This window comes from Wenyingzhuangia heitensis (assembly GCF_011762155.1).
Lineage (GTDB): Bacteria > Bacteroidota > Bacteroidia > Flavobacteriales > Flavobacteriaceae > Wenyingzhuangia > Wenyingzhuangia heitensis.
Window position 1 is genome coordinate 811,317 of the sequence record NZ_JAASQL010000001.1, and the last position, 16,694, is coordinate 828,010.

The 16,694-nt window shown below is 34.2% G+C and carries 10 protein-coding genes; 5 read left to right on the forward strand and 5 right to left on the reverse strand.

What is annotated here, in order from left to right; genetic code table 11:
* Positions 1–4: 4 nt before the first annotated feature.
* Positions 5–1,921 (forward strand): DUF5689 domain-containing protein, encoded by a 1,917-nt coding sequence (locus FHR24_RS03470; RefSeq protein WP_167183913.1) that lies wholly within the window; start codon positions 5–7, stop codon positions 1,919–1,921.
* 67 nt (positions 1,922–1,988) lie between these two features.
* Positions 1,989–2,543, forward strand: a complete 555-nt coding sequence (locus tag FHR24_RS03475; RefSeq protein WP_167183916.1) for a thioredoxin family protein — start codon at positions 1,989–1,991, stop codon at positions 2,541–2,543.
* A gap of 66 nt (positions 2,544–2,609) precedes the next feature.
* On the opposite strand, the gene FHR24_RS03480 is transcribed toward FHR24_RS03475, so the two are convergent.
* From FHR24_RS03480 to lepA, 5 genes are all read right to left on the reverse strand, one after another.
* Positions 2,610–5,006, reverse strand: coding sequence for a glycoside hydrolase family 31 protein (locus FHR24_RS03480; protein ID WP_167183919.1), 2,397 nt, complete (start codon positions 5,004–5,006; stop codon positions 2,610–2,612).
* 203 nt (positions 5,007–5,209) lie between these two features.
* Complete coding sequence (gene glgB, locus FHR24_RS03485) at positions 5,210–7,120, reverse strand: 1,4-alpha-glucan branching protein GlgB (RefSeq protein WP_167183923.1); 1,911 nt, start codon at positions 7,118–7,120, stop codon at positions 5,210–5,212.
* A gap of 70 nt (positions 7,121–7,190) precedes the next feature.
* A complete protein-coding gene (locus FHR24_RS03490; RefSeq protein WP_167183926.1) occupies positions 7,191–8,462 on the reverse strand; it encodes a glucose-1-phosphate adenylyltransferase in 1,272 nt (423 codons plus the stop codon).
* Positions 8,463–8,467: 5 nt separating this feature from the next.
* Positions 8,468–9,886 carry a glycogen synthase gene (locus FHR24_RS03495; RefSeq protein WP_167183929.1) on the reverse strand — a complete coding sequence of 473 codons (1,419 nt, stop codon included), beginning with the start codon at positions 9,884–9,886 and terminating at the stop codon, positions 8,468–8,470.
* Between the two features lie 169 nt (positions 9,887–10,055).
* Positions 10,056–11,852 (reverse strand): translation elongation factor 4, encoded by a 1,797-nt coding sequence (gene lepA / locus FHR24_RS03500; protein WP_167183932.1) that lies wholly within the window; start codon positions 11,850–11,852, stop codon positions 10,056–10,058.
* Between the two features lie 140 nt (positions 11,853–11,992).
* Here lepA and FHR24_RS03505 point away from each other — a divergent pair, with 140 nt between their 5' ends.
* The 3 genes from FHR24_RS03505 (at position 11,993) to FHR24_RS03515 (ending at position 16,657) form a co-directional block, all read left to right on the forward strand.
* Entirely contained in the window at positions 11,993–12,517 is a 525-nt protein-coding gene (locus tag FHR24_RS03505; protein WP_167183935.1) for a DUF2911 domain-containing protein, read from the forward strand.
* A 154-nt stretch (positions 12,518–12,671) separates the two neighbouring features.
* Entirely contained in the window at positions 12,672–13,448 is a 777-nt protein-coding gene (locus FHR24_RS03510; RefSeq protein ID WP_167183938.1) for a T9SS type A sorting domain-containing protein, read from the forward strand.
* A 167-nt stretch (positions 13,449–13,615) separates the two neighbouring features.
* Positions 13,616–16,657, forward strand: a complete 3,042-nt coding sequence (locus FHR24_RS03515) for a leucine--tRNA ligase (RefSeq protein WP_167183941.1) — start codon at positions 13,616–13,618, stop codon at positions 16,655–16,657.
* The last annotated feature ends 37 nt before the right edge of the window (positions 16,658–16,694 follow it).

The window sequence follows — 16,694 nt, forward strand, 5'->3', positions numbered from 1 at the left end:
CATCATGATAAAATATGCATACTTTTTAATAGGAATAATACTAGTGTCTTGTATTGATGATATGGATCATAATAAGATAGATACAACCATTCAGACTCCAGATATTAGTAACAAAACCGAAATTACTTTTCAGGAATTGTTTGATTTGCATAGCGATGCTATAGGGAAAGACACCATTGTAACAGGTTATGTAGTGTCATCAGATAAAGAAGGGAATTTTTACAAAGAAATTTACGTGCAAAATACTCCGGGTGTATCAGACTTAGGAACGGTTAACCCGAGAATGGGGATGAGAGTTCGTGTAGGATTGACCACCACTAGTACCAAGTATGCCAAAGGAAGAAAAATCATCGTCAACCTAGAGGGATTGAAAAAAACAACGAGTGATGATGTGTTAACTATAGGGCAGCCAAGCAATACCTATATTAAAGATATTATAGAGTTTGAACTGGATGCTCATATTTTTAAAACGGAAGATTTGGTAACTATTGAGCCCAAAACAGTATTGATTGAAAATTTAGCAAAAAAGGATTTAAATACATTTATTAAAATTGAAGATCTACATTTTGTACAAACAGACATAGGACTTCCGTATGCGGGGTTGCCTACGGATGATTATGATGGAAAAAGAACGCTGGTGTATTGTGAGCAATTTAGAAAAGATGAAATGATTTTAGAAACCAGTAATTTTGCAGATTTTGCTGAAAAAGAAATTCCAAATACGCAGTTAAACGCAACAGGTATTTATACCATTAATTTTGACAATGAGACTGTTTTGGTGTTGAATCAATTTAAGGATATAGAAGAAAATGGTACTTATATAGGTTGTAGTACAAGCAATCCTACTATTTTAATTACAGAAATTGCAGATCCTAAAAATGCATCTTTTTCTAGGTATGTAGAATTGTACAATGCAGAAAATACAGACATAGCTTTAGAGGGGTGGCAATTAAACAGATTTGTAAACGGAGGCACAGAATCTATAATCTCTTTAAACGGATTGACGATTCCAGCCAAAGGATTTGTAATTATTGCAAATGATGAAGAAAGTACCGAAACCAACTTAAATTTTGAGGATTCTTTTGGTTTTACTGCAGATTTGGTGGATAGTAGATTAGACGGAAATGGAGATGATGCCTATACATTAACCAATGAAACAGGAACGGTAGTTGATGTTTTTGGAGTTACCACAGAAGATGGTACGGACAGTAATTGGGAGTATGAAGATGGACGAGTTTATAGGAATATAGACGTTATACAACCAAATGAAGTGTTTACTATAGAGGAGTGGTCTGTGTTTAAAGACAACAAAAACGCACCGATAGATTTTAGTCCAAAGGAAAGAAAAGAGGATGAGGTTGCTTACGTTCCCGATGTAGTAGTCACAGAAACAGCTCCGTTGTTAATTACTGAAGTTGCAGATCCTAAAGAGGAAACCAAAGCGAGGTTTGTAGAAATATACAACCCAACGGATAATGAGGTGAGTTTGAAAGATTGGACATTGATTAGATACAATTATACAAGCACCAAAAACACAAAAGAGTTGGCTGCATTGCCCATATCGTTAACAGAGCTAACAATCCTTGCCAAAGGATTTGTGATTGTAACGAGAGATAAAGCGGTGTTTGCTAGTTATTTTGGGGCTACAGCAGATATAGAGGCTTCTAACTTAGATGGAAATGGAGATGATGCGTATGAATTAATAGATCCTTTTGATACGCTTATTGATGCGTATGGAGATGCTAATGCAGACGGTTCTAGTTCTATTTGGGAGTATACGGATGGAATAGCAATTAGAAAAAGAGAAATTGATGAGCCTAATTCAGAATCTATAGAATCAGAATGGGAAATTGTAAATGGAGATATGTGGTCGAAATTAGAATTTAATTATAATCCTAGAAAAAGGTGGATAGAAGAGTAATAAGAACGATTTATAGATTTTAGTCCAAAAAGGCGTTAGTTTTTTATCTTTGATAAAAAATGAAAGTATGGCATTAACACCTTCAAATAAATTAAGTAAAGGAACCAAAGCCCCCAATTTTACACTACCTAATGTAGTTACGGGGAATGCTGTTTCTTTAGAGGAGATAAAAGGAAAAAAAGGAACTGTAGTATTGTTTATCTGTAATCATTGCCCTTTTGTAATTCACATAAATCCGTTATTGGTTGCATTGGCAAATGAGTATCAGGCAAAGGGAATAGGTTTTGTGGCTATCAGTAGTAATGATGTAGAAAACTATCCACAAGATGCTCCTGATTTAATGAAAATTCATGCAGAGGAAAATAACTATTCTTTTCCGTATTTGTATGATGAAACTCAGCAAGTGGCAAAAGAATACGATGCTGCCTGCACTCCAGATGTATATGTATTTGATAAAGAATTGAAATTATATTATCACGGACAATTAGACAATTCTAGGCCTGGTAATGGAATTCCATCAACAGGAAATAATATTAAAAGCATATTAGAAAATCTAGGGCAAGCTAAGCTGTATTTGGGAGAAGAAAAACCAAGTGTAGGGTGTGGTATTAAGTGGAAGTAGTACAAGATAGGTTATAAAAAAACCGAGCAATATTGCTCGGTTTTTTAAGTTTATATCTTTTAAAAATTATCCAATAACTTGTATTTGGTTAAAATCTTTGGTTACTTCAAAAGTTCTGTGATTTAATTTAAGCTCTTCTAAACTAATCTCTTCGCTATCAACTTTAATAGTTTTAATATTAAAAGGTAATCCTATTAAATTAATTTTAAAGGTTTCATAACCTGTAATAAAAGTTCCAGATTTATGTTGCTTAATGGTCAATTTATCTTCTTTACCTGTTAATGTAAAATGTCTTAAAGAATATCTTCCTTTAGTGTAGTCATACCCATCATTAGCATCTTCAAAAACATCAGAAACTTCTTTTCCGTTTTTAAAGTAAACATCTAAAGTAAGTTGTTCAATTTCTATTTCACCAACATATTGTTGAACAGGCCATAGCGGAATTATAGCTCCTTCTTTTACAAAAATAGGCATGCTGTCTAGATTTGCATCTACCCATTTTTCATCACCTCCTTCAATTAACTCGTGAGTCCAGTAATTAAACCAGTTTCCTCTAGGGATATACATTCTACGACCTTTAGAGTTTGGTTCTCCAATAGGACACGCTAAAATGTGCTCCCCACAAAGAAATTCATCCGTTCTGTGGTGTGTTTGTGTATCTTCTTGATCGTATAAAATCAAAGATTTTAACATTGGAATTCCTTCTTCTATATACTTGTAAAAAGTAGTATATAAGTATGGTAACAATTGGTATCGTAGTTCAATAAATTTACGTACAACATCAGTTACCTCTTGACCAAATGTCCAAGGTTCTTGATCTCCGTGATCTCCAGAAGAATGCGTTCTACAAAATGGATGAAAGATTCCTAGCTGAATCCAACGAGCATACAATTCTCCATTTGGTTGTTGTGCAAATCCTCCAATATCCGATCCTACAAAAGAGAATCCAGACATAGCCATTCTTTGTGCTTGTACATTGGCAATCCATAAATGCTCCCAGGTAGCCATGTTGTCTCCTAACCAAGTAGAAGTGTAACGTTGAGTTCCAGAATAGGCAGAACGAGTAATAACAAAAGGTCTTAAAGGATAATTGTATTTTTTTAATCCCATATAAGTGGCCTTGGCCATTTGCATTCCGTACACGTTATGTGCTTTTCTATGAGAACATGGGTTTCCGTCATAATCATGTCTAACATCATTAGGGAAAGATTTACCTGGAACGTCCATTACAGCAGGTTCGTTCATGTCATTCCACACTCCTTTTACTCCAATATCTTCAATTAAACCTTGGAATAGTGTAGCCCACCACTCTCTAACTTCTTCTTTGGTAAAGTCTGGAAAGTAACATTCTCCAGGCCATACTTTTCCTTTCATATAAGGACCATCTGCTCTTCTACAGAAATAATCTTTTTCAAGTCCTTCTTTAAATACATCGTATTCTAAATCAATTTTAATACCCGGGTCAATAATAACCACGGTTTTAAATCCATCGTCAGACAATTCTTTCACCATTCTTTTTGGTTCTGGAAAATATTCTTTACTCCAAGTAAAACAACGGAAACCTTCCATGTAATCAATATCTAAATAGATGGCATCACAAGGTATTTTTAGATCTCTAAATTTTTGAGTAATTTCTTTTACGTTAGATTCTGGATAATAACTCCATTTACACTGATGGTAACCTAAAGCCCATAATGGTGGTAACTCTGGAGTACCTGTTAAGTTGGTGTAAGAAGCAACAACATCTTGCATTTTAGGTCCGTAAATAAAGTAGTAATTCATTTCACCACCTTCTGCCCAAAAACTAGTTACATTCCTCCTTTCAGAACAAAAATCAAAATGAGATCTAAAAGAGTTGTCAAAAAAGACACCGTATGCTTTTTTATTTTGAATGGCTGTATAAAAAGGAATAGCCTTGTAAATAGGGTCTGTGTAACGTCCAAAAGCATAAGAGTCTGTAGCCCAGTTTTGAAACCTACGTCCTTTTAAGTTGGTGTGTTCTGGTTTGTCTCCTAATCCATAAAAGCTTTCTCCGTTAGGAGAGTTTTTGGTCATTTTTACAATGTTACCTCCTAACTCATAGCTTTCTTCCCAGTGAAAACCTAATTCGTCTTCGCTAATTAAAGTTTGGTCAACAGCATCGTAAATACGTGTTTTAAGATCTGTTTTAGCGATGTAACATATAAGTTTAGAAGTAGTAATTATGTACTTTTCTAAATCTTCAGTAATCTCTAATTTATTGTAACCTCTTACTGCATCTTTTGATATTGCGTATGAAAAATCATTTTCAAACTTAGCACCAGTTGCGTATCTAAAACGGAACATACTATCTCTTAAGATAGTCATTTGTAAAATAACTCCGTTCTCACAGCTAAAATATAGAGTGTCAACATCCTTTTTGAAATCTATTATTTTAGCAGGGAATGCATTCCCTTTGTATTCTATTTGTTCGTTTAAAATCATAAATGTCAGTAGTTTATTTCTAGTTTGTACAATCGAAAATATAAAAAAAACTTTGGATAACCTTTACCCTATTTTTTTTTTGTGGATTCTTATTGTGTGCTTCTTTTTTTTTATTCATATCTCAGTAAATAAGCTTTATTACTGAGGTTTATATAATATTGATAAAGCCCTTAAAATTTGATTTTAAGGGCTTTGAGTTTGTGTTATTCAAATTTAAATACAATCATAGATAAAGGAGGTAAGGTTACTTCTGCAGAATAATCTTTCCAGTTCCAAGGTTTGTTAGAAATGGTGATTTTCTTGTTGTTTTTCACGTCACTTCCTCCATATTTTTTTAAGTCGGAATTAAAAATTTCTTTTAATTTTCCACTTTTATGTACTCCAATTAAGTAATTCTCTTGTGGAGTAGGTGTGTTATTGCAAACAATAACCAAATCGTTTTTAGAATCGTGACCTTTTCTAATGTAGCTTAAAATAGATTTTTCTCCATCTTCATGGTTGATCCATTCGAATCCTTCTTGAGAAAAACTTTTTTCAAATAATGCGGGAGTCTCTTTTAAAAATGTGTTTAAATCTTTCATATAGGTTTGTACACCTTTATGCCCCTTGTCTTCTAATAAATGCCAGTCTAGACTTTTAGCATAACTCCATTCATTTTCTTGACCAAATTCAGCTCCCATAAACAATAGGTTTCCTCCAGGATGAGAGTACATGTACCCATATAGTAAACGTAAGTTGGCTAATTTTTGCCACTTATCTCCAGGCATTCTATTTATGATAGAACCTTTACCGTATACAACCTCGTCATGAGATAATGGTAGCATGTATCTTTCTGTAAAAGCATAGGCCATGCTAAAAGTAATTTCGTTATGATGGTGTTTTCTGTATAAAGGATCTTTTTTAAAGTAGCCTAAAGTATCGTGCATCCAACCCATCATCCATTTCATACCAAAACCTAGACCTCCGTGTTCTACTTCTCTGGTTACTCCAGAAAAAGCAGTAGACTCTTCAGCAATAGTTTGTATTCCTGGAAAACTTTGATACACTTCTTGGTTGAAATCTTGTAAAAATGAAATAGCTTCTAAATTTTCATTACCTCCAAATTGGTTAGGCTCCCATTCACCATCTTCTCTAGAATAATCTAAATACAACATAGAGGCTACGGCATCTACACGTAAACCATCAATGTGGTATTTGTCTAGCCAAAAACAAGCATTAGAAATTAAAAATGAACGAACCTCGTTTCTTCCATAATTAAAAATTAAACTTTTCCAGTCTTTATGGTATCCTTTTCTTTTGTCGGGGTGTTCGTATAAATGAGATCCATCAAAAAAGCCTAAACCATGCGCATCTGATGGGAAGTGAGAAGGTACCCAGTCTAGAATTACTCCAATATCGTTTTTATGAAATTCGTCAATTAAATTCATGAATTCTTTAGGATGTCCAAATCTACAACTTGGTGCAAAATAACCTGTTAATTGGTATCCCCAAGATTGATCAAAAGGATATTCCATAATAGGCATAAACTCCACGTGTGTAAAGTTCATTTCTTTAACATATTTGACCAATTCGGTTGAAGCCTCCCAGTAACTTAAAGATCTATTGTCTTCTACATTTTTCATCCAAGACTCAAAATGAACTTCGTAAACAGAATAAGGCTTGTCTAGTCCGTTTTTGTCTTTTCTGTATTTCATCCAGTTGTCATCTTGCCACTCATAACCTTCTAAATCATAAGTAACAGATGCTGTTTTAGGCGGGTGTTCTGTGTGATAACCATAAGGGTCACATTTCTCTGTAACAATTCCATTGTTATTAGAGTGTATTTTGTATTTGTAAACTTCACCTGTTTTTACATGCGGAATAAAACCTTCCCATATACCAGAGCTATCCCATCTTACATTTAAAACATGTTCGCTATCATTCCAATAGTTAAAATCTCCAACAACAGAAATTCTGTTTGCAGTAGGTGCCCATACAGCAAAGTACATTCCATCTACACCATCTACTGTTGCAGGGTGGGCTCCAAATTTTTCGTACAATCTATAGTGTTTTCCTGATTTAAAGAGGTATATGTCAAAGTCTGTAAATAGACTATAAGGCTTTACATGATTCATGTGCTATGTATTATGAGTTTAAAAGGACACCCAAGTAGAAGTACTTGGGTGAACATGTGTGGTTTTGTAATTAAATAATGCTGGTACCACTTGGTACTACAACACCGTTTTTAATGACAACAATACCGTTTCTTACCGTGTATAAATCTGTTTCGGTGTCTTCTAAGTGGTCACCTCCGTTAATTTTAACATCGTTTCCTATAGAGGAGTTTTTATCTATAATACAGTTGTTGATATAACAACGTTCTCCAATTCCTTTTAAAGGGATGTTGTTGTAAACTTTATGAGCAATTTCTGTAGCTCCTTCATATTTGTCGTTCCCCATTACATAGCAGTTAGATATAGTGGTTCCAACACCAATTCTTGCACGAATACCTATAATGGTTCTTTGAATTCTACTAGCGTTTATAATTCCACCTTCTGCAATTAATGTTTTTTCTAGTGTGGTTCCAGATATTTTTGTAGGAGGTAAAAATCTTGGGCGAGTTAATACATTATTGTCGTTGTCAAACAAATCAAACTGAGGAATGTCGTCTGTTAAACCTAAGTTGGCTTCAAAAAAAGAACCAATAGTACCAATATCTGTCCAGTATCCTTCGTATTGATAGCTAACAACTTTATGTGTTTTTATAGTAGCAGGAATAATTTCTCCTCCAAAATCCATAGTTTCTTTGTCGCACATTAACTCTTTAAGTAAGCTGCGATTAAAAATATAGATCCCCATAGATGCTAAATAATCTCTTCCTTGAGATTTCATTTCATCAGTTACGTCAGATTTCCAGTCTTTTAATTCTTCATGAGCTGGTTTTTCTACAAAAGAAACAATGTTTTCGTTTTCGTCTGTTTTTAAAATTCCAAATCCAGTAGCATCATCAGCATTTACGGGTAAAGTTGCAATAGAGATTTCTGCATTGCTTTTTTCGTGATTTTTAACCATTTCGTTAAAATCCATTTGATACAATTGATCTCCAGATAAGATTAAAGCATAGTCCCATTCATATGCTAAAAAATGTTGCATAGATTGTCTTACAGCATCTGCAGTTCCTTGAAACCATCCATCATTTTCTGGGGTTTGTTCTGCTGCTAAAATATCTACAAAAGCACCTGAAAAGTTACCGAAAGTATAAGTGTTCTTAATATGCTTATTTAAAGATGCAGAATTGAACTGTGTTAATACGAAAATTCTATTAATTTCAGAATGTAAACAGTTAGAAATCGGTATATCTACTAACCTGTACTTTCCTGCTATAGGCACAGCTGGCTTAGACCTTGTAGATGTTAGGGGTTTTAATCTAGATCCTTGTCCTCCTCCTAAAATGATTCCTAATACTTTCTTCTTCATAATTATTATTGTGCTATAAGGTTATATAATTCGATATATTCATTTGCTGAGTTTTCCCATGAATTGTCAATTTTCATGATTTCTTTTCTAATACGTTTAAATTCTGCAGTATTGTTATATAATTTATTAGCTCTTGTAATAGCTAAAGCAACATCGTCTACGGTTACGTGTTCGTGTCTAATTCCAAAACCTCCTTTTTCGCCAATATCTTTTACGGTATCTTTTAGTCCTCCAGTAGTTCTTACTACAGGAATAGTCCCATATCTTAATGCGTATAATTGATTTAAACCACAAGGTTCAAAACGAGATGGCATAATTAAAAAATCGGCACCTGCATAAATTAGGTGAGACAACTCTTCGTCATAACCTATAAAGGTGTTGTATCTACCTTGGTATTTGTCTTTTAGTTCGTTTAATAAATATTCTGCATGAGGATCTCCAGAACCTAAAACCAATCCGTTTATATCATTAGCATCTAAGGCTCTGTCAAAAATACCCGCCATAATATCGGCTCCTTTTTGGTACACCAATCTACCTATAAAAGCAACCAAAGGCTTTTCTGGATCTAAATCAAACTTTTCGCAAATAAGTTGTTTGTTTGCTTTTTTTCCTGCTTCTACTGTTCTAACAGTAAAGTTTTTGGCAATCATTTTGTCTGAAGAAGGGTTCCAGACATCGGTATCAATACCATTTATAATTCCAACAGATTTTTCTCTTTCGGTATCAAATAACCAATCCAGTCCAGTGGCAGCATAAGGCAATTCATTCATGTAGTTTGGAGAAACAGTTGTGTATCTCCAACATGCTTTGATTGCTGCGGCCATAGGGTTTATAGCATAATCCCATTCTAAAACACCCGATTGTTCTAAATTGTATTCAGGTAAGTATTCTAGTTTTTCAAAAGAAAACTCTCCTTGGTATTGCGCATTGTGAATTGTGAAAACCGTAGGCACGCTTCGCATAGATTGATATTTTATGCACTGTGTTAGCATAAAAGGGATTAAACCTGTGTGATGGTCATGACAGTGGATCACTTTGGGTGCGTTTTCAAATTGTAAAATCCAATCTAAAACTACTTTCTGAAAAGCAATAAAACGTTCTGTGTCATCTTCGTAACCATATACATTTTCTCGGTCTAATAAACCTTCAATTTGTACTTGGTATAAATGATATCCTAGCTCTTTAAAACTATTTTCTACTCTGTATACTTTTGCTTTGTATTTATTCTTAGCTAAGCTTACTTTGCATCTAAAATCAGTTTTGTATTTAGTTTCTTTGGCATACTTGTTGTCATAAAAAGGCATAACAACTGCAGCTTCATATCCTAAATTGGTTTGATATTTAGGAAGTGCTCCTACTACGTCTGCAAGACCGCCTACTTTTGCTGCTGGATAACATTCGGCACTTACGTGTATTACTTTCATATTGATTGTTTTAATTCACCCCTTAAACTTAATAAAAATATTCGTTAACAAATATTAATACTAAGATAAATTGATAAAAAAACAGTAGGGTATGTACGGGTTGTTTAGGTGGTTTTAGGCAGGTTTTTAAGTAAAAAAAAACGACCTTACAGAGTAAGGTCGTTGGTTATTAGTCGTTTAGTTTTAAAACAGCCATAAAAGCTTCTTGTGGTATTTCTACATTACCAACTTGTCTCATGCGTTTTTTTCCTTTCTTTTGTTTTTCTAAAAGTTTACGTTTTCTAGAAATATCTCCTCCGTAACACTTAGCTGTTACATCTTTTCGTAAGGCTTTTGTGGTTTCTCTCGATATAATTTTTGCACCAATAGCAGCCTGAATTGGAATATCAAATTGTTGACGAGGAATTAATTCTTTTAATTTTTCACACATTTTTTTACCAATATGGTATGCGTTATCCGCATGCAATAAGGCAGAAAGTGCATCTACAGAGTCTCCGTTTAATAAAATATCTACTTTAACCAATTTAGAAGTTCTCATTCCAATTGGATAATAATCAAAAGAAGCATACCCTTTAGATACTGTTTTTAAACGATCGTAGAAGTCAAAAACAATTTCTGCTAGAGGCATATCAAAAATCAATTCAACTCTTTGTGGAGTTAAATAAGTTTGATTTACAATTTCTCCACGTTTTTCTATACATAATCCCATTACCTGTCCTACAAAGTCAGATTTTGTAATAATAGAAGCTTTAATATAAGGTTCTTCAACTCTGTCCATACTAGAAGGGTCTGGTAAGTCGGTTGGGTTGTTTACTAATATTTGTACGTCTGGATTTTTTTTGGTGTATGCAAAGTAGGATACGTTGGGAACTGTGGTGATTACAGTCATATCAAACTCACGTTCTAAACGCTCTTGAATAATTTCCATGTGTAACATTCCTAAAAATCCACAACGGAAACCAAAACCTAAGGCTGCAGAACTCTCTGGAGCAAAAACCAAAGAAGCATCATTTAATTGAAGTTTTTCCATAGAAGCTCTTAGTTCCTCGTAATCCTCAGTGTCTACAGGATAAATACCTGCATATACCATTGGTTTTACGTTTTCAAAACCTTCAATTTTACTTTCGGTAGGGTTTATAAGGCTTGTAATGGTATCTCCAACTTTTACTTCTGATGCCGTTTTAATACCTGTAATTAAGTATCCTACGTCTCCTGTTTTTATTTCTTGTTTAGGAGTTTGTTTTAAATTTAAAGTTCCTACCTCATCGGCAAAGTAATCTTTACCAGTAGCCATAAATTTAATTTTTTGACCTTTTTTTATAGAGCCATCAATAATTCTAAAATAAGTTTCTACACCTCTATATGAGTTGTAAACAGAATCAAAAATTAATGCTTTTAAAGGAGCTTCAGGATTTCCTATTGGAGCAGGAACTTTATCAATAATAGCTTTTAAAATATTATCTACACCAAAACCTGTTTTTCCACTTGCGTGAATTACATCTTCAAAATCACAACCTAGTAAATCTACAATATCATCAGTAACTTCTTCAGGATTGGCACTAGGTAGATCCACTTTGTTAAGAATGGGAATTATTTCTAAGTCGTTTTCTAAAGCTAAGTATAGGTTAGAAATAGTTTGAGCTTGTATGCTTTGTGCAGCATCTACAATTAACAGAGCACCCTCACAGGCAGCAATAGATCTAGATACTTCATAAGAAAAATCTACGTGTCCTGGTGTGTCAATTAAGTTTAAAATATAATCTTCACCTTCGTGTGTATAATTCATTTGAATGGCATGAGACTTAATGGTAATACCACGTTCTCTTTCCAAATCCATATTGTCTAATAATTGTGCTTGCTCTTCTCTTTGAGTAACAGCACCCGTAAAACTTAATAACCTGTCGGCTAATGTGCTTTTACCGTGATCAATATGTGCAATAATGCAAAAGTTTCTTATGTTCTTCATCTATCCTAATTACTAGCTTGTTCAACGCACAAATATAGGGTATTCAATCGGGATAATAATCGCATAAAATAAATTACTTATTTAAAGTAAGGACTGTTGTATATTAGCTACAAAATGTGAATTATTAAAAACAATAGTATATGAAAAAAGTAGTTGTATTCTTTGCAATGGTTTTATGTGGGTTTACCGTAAGTGCCCAAAATTTTAAAGGTTTAGATGTAAGTCCAATGGATGCAATCTCTTATCCGCTTAGCTATAAAACATCAGATAAAGTGGTGAAAATTATTTACAGTAGACCTCAGTTAAAAGGAAGAACTGTTGATGCTTTGGCTAAAAACGGAAAAGTTTGGAGAGTGGGGGCTAATGAGGCTACAGAGGTTATTTTTTATAATGATGTTGTTTTTGGTGGTAAAAAAGTAAAAGCAGGAACGTATTCTTTGTTTGCGATTCCTGATGAAAAAGAATGGACAATTATATTAAATAATGATCTAAATGTATGGGGAGCATATTCTTACAGTCAAGAAAAAGATGTATTAAGAGTAACAGCTAAAACCTCTAAAAATGAAGAAAGCATTGAGGCTTTTACCATGGCTTTTGATAAAGAAATGAATTTGTATATTGCTTGGGGGACTACGTTAGTTACGTTGCCTATGAGTGAAAAATAGATTAAAATATTTAAGATAAGTGTAAAAAACAGCAAATCATATGGTTTGCTGTTTTTTTTATGCCTATATAGTGTATTTTTTTGCTGCAATAGTGTGTTTTTAGAGGTGAGGTATTTGTTAATTTTGAAGTCTAACACTTTTAAACTATAATATTATGATTAAAAAATTACTTTTTACAGTAGCTTTAGCTACAATGACATTTGCTGCGAATGCACAATATTCTGAAGGTTTTGAAGGTGCGTCTCCAAATGTTGGTGCCCAAAACGCAGGGAGTACAGATAATATAGCTTATAGTGTGGTTAGTTATCCTAGTGGAACTACTGGGGGAGATAATTCCACTAAAGTTTTGGAGGTTGTAGAAGGTGTTGGAGCAAAGGCTTGGCATTTTGCTTTTATAACTCCGTCTCCTGCTTTTGATCCAGCCAACGGAAATTATGTTTCTTTAAATTTTATGCCAGGTGAACTTGGTGCAGGAACTTTTACTTTAGGTTTAAAAGAAGGTTCTAATGATACGCAAACCTTTAACGCAAGTTATAATGCAACAAGTACTACAGAATGGATTAAATTAGAGTTTGATATTTCTGGGTATATAGGGGGGAATGCAACTAGAATTGAGTTTGATCACGACAATGGAGTAACAGCAACAGTGCAACCAAGAACCTTGTATATTGATGCTGTCGTACAAACATCATCTCCGACACTTTCTTCAACAGTTACTAAAAAAGATATTTCTTCTAATATTTCTCCAAACCCAGTAAGTAATGTGTTAAACGTTGCTGTAGAAGGAGCAGAAACTTATAAATTAGTAAATGTTTTAGGACAAACCGTTTTAACACAAGCTGCAACAGGAACTATTAATGTCTCTGGTTTACCTGCTGGTGTTTATGTGTTGGTAACTGAAAAAGGAACCGCTAAAGTAATTGTTGAGTAAGTCTATATCAATAATTTTTTAATTTTTAAAAGAGACAGTCATTACAAAATGGCTGTCTTTTTTTATGGAATTCAACCACATAAAATCATCAGAACCCCTTTTCTAACTTTTTCTACGCTCAGTCAAACAAAACTCTTAAATTTGGCACTTTAATTCTAAGAACAATCATGGAGTATAATTTTAACGAGATAGAAGCCAAATGGCAAAAGTATTGGGCAGACAACCAAACTTTTAAAGCAGAAAACACTTCTGAAAAACCTAAGTTTTATGTATTGGATATGTTTCCGTATCCATCGGGAGCAGGGTTACATGTTGGACATCCGTTAGGGTATATTGCTTCAGATATTTTTGCACGTTACAAACGTCACAAGGGGTTTAATGTATTGCATCCGCAAGGGTATGATTCTTTTGGATTGCCGGCAGAGCAATATGCCATTCAAACAGGACAACATCCTGCTGTGACTACCGAAACGAATATCAATACCTATAGAAAACAATTAGATAAAATTGGTTTTTCTTTTGATTGGTCTCGAGAAATTAGAACCTCTACACCCGAATATTACAAGCACACACAATGGATTTTTACCGAATTATTCAACGCCTGGTATAATAAAGAAGCAGACAAAGCAGAAAAGATAGAAACTTTAGTGGCTTTGTTTGAAGCCAACGGAACAGCAAAGGTAAATGCCGTTTGTGACGAAGAAGTTGAACAGTTTACAGCTTTAGAATGGAACGCTTTCTCAAGCAAAGAACAAGAGCAAGTTTTAGCCCAATATAGATTGACGTATTTGTCCGAAACAGAAGTAAACTGGTGTGCAGCACTGGGAACGGTTTTGGCAAATGATGAAATCATCAACGGATTGTCAGAACGTGGAGGACATCCTGTAGAACGTAAAAAAATGATGCAATGGTCTATGCGTATTGCAGCTTATGCACAACGTTTGTTAGATGGATTAAACACCATTGATTGGCCACAGCCTTTAAAAGATTCTCAAACCAATTGGATTGGTCGTTCTCAAGGAGCATCGGTTACGTTTAACGTTGCTGGGTCTTTGAGCGGAGACGAGAAGCCAAAAACGATTGAAGTATTTACAACCAGACCCGATACCATTTTTGGAGTAACGTTTATGACTTTGGCTCCAGAACACGAGTTGGTGTCACAAATTGTAACAGATGAACAAAAGGAAACGGTAGAAGCGTATATAACAGCTACAGCAAAACGTTCTGAACGTGATAGAATGGCCGATGTAAAAACCATTTCTGGAGCGTTTACAGGAGCCTATGCCGTTCATCCATTTACTGGAGAAAACATTCCTATTTGGATTGGAGATTATGTATTGGCAAGTTATGGAACAGGAGCTGTAATGGCGGTTCCATGTGGAGATCAGCGTGATTATGATTTTGCCAAGCATTTTAATATTGAAATCAAAAATATTTTTGAAGGAATTGATGTTTCTGAAAAAGCTTGTGAAGATAAAACAGCTAAAATAGCCAATTCTGATTTCTTGTCTGGTTTGAACGTAAAGAAAGCAACCAAGCTGGCTATTTACGAACTAGAAAAGGCGGGTGTTGGACAAGGAAAAATAAACTATAGATTAAGAGATGCAGTGTTTAGCCGTCAACGTTATTGGGGAGAGCCTTTTCCTGTGTATTATAAAGATGGAATGCCTCAAATGATTGATGCAGCTCATTTACCAATTTTATTGCCAGAGGTAGAAAAGTATTTGCCAACAGAAGATGGTCAGCCTCCATTAGGAAATGCTGAGGTTTGGGCTTGGGATACAGAAACAAGTACTGTTGTTAGCAATGACAAAATAGATGACAAAACCGTATTTCCTTTAGAGCTAAACACCATGCCAGGTTGGGCAGGTTCTTCTTGGTACTTTAATCGTTATATGGATGCTAACAATCCAAACGAGTTTGCGAGTAAAGATGCATTGGACTATTGGAAAGAAGTGGATTTGTATTTAGGAGGATCGGAACACGCAACAGGTCATTTATTATATGCTCGTTTTTGGCAAAAGTTTTTGTTCGATTTGAATTATGTTCCTGTTGATGAGTTTGCTAAAAAACTAATCAATCAGGGAATGATTACAGGAACGAGTGCTTTTGTGTATAGAGTGAAACCTCATGCTGGTTTGTTTAGTAAGGAATTAGAGGGGGATAAAGAAAAATATGATTTATTTTATGATAGATTACCTCAAGTATTTCATAGTCGTCAATTAATTGATAAGTATTATTCGGTAGAAAAAAAGAGTGATTTTTCAAATGATAAATTTTCTGAAATTAAAAAATTCTACCAGACATATAATGAGGATAATTTAGATTTGAATTGTATTAGTTTAGAATTTCAACCTATTCATACAGATGTTTCTTTTGTAGATACACAAAACGAATTAGATATTGAAGCGTTTAGAAATTGGAGAGAAGAATATAAAAAAGCTATATTCATTTCCGAATCAGGAAAAGTCCTTTCCCCTGGAGAGGATTTAGGAGAGGAAAAATACATTGTTGGTCGTGAAGTAGAAAAAATGTCTAAATCTAAATACAATGTGGTCAATCCAGATAGTATTTGTGAAGAGTATGGAGCAGATAGTTTGCGTTTGTTCGAAATGTTCTTAGGGCCTTTAGAGCAATCTAAACCTTGGAATACTTCAGGGATTTCAGGATCACACTCGTTCTTAAAAAAAATGTGGAGATTGTATGCCAATGCGAATGATTTTAAAGGAGTAGAAGGCGAGCCATCAAAAGACGAATTAAAAGTATTGCACAAAACCATCAAAAAGGTAGAAGAAGATATAGAGAATTTCTCTTTCAATACTTCGGTAAGTACCTTTATGATTGCAGTGAATGAACTTGGGGCTTTAAAATGTAACAAGAAAGAAATTTTAGAACCTTTATTGGTGTTAATTTCTCCATACGCACCTCATATTACCGAAGAGTTGTGGTCTAAGTTAGGAAATACAGAATCTATAGCAACGGCTCCGTTCCCTGTTTTTGAACCAAGTCATTTGGTAGAAAGTGCGAAAGAATATCCTGTTTCTTTTAACGGAAAAATGAGATTTAAATTAGAATTGCCACTAGATTTATCAAAAGACGAAATTGAGAAAATTGTAATGGAGCATGAAAAAACCCAAGCACAATTGCAAGGAAGAACTCCTAAGAAAGTAATTGTAGTACCGGGTAAAATTATCAATATTGTAGGATAGTTTTCACTATAACAACAAAAAAGACGATACATCAGTA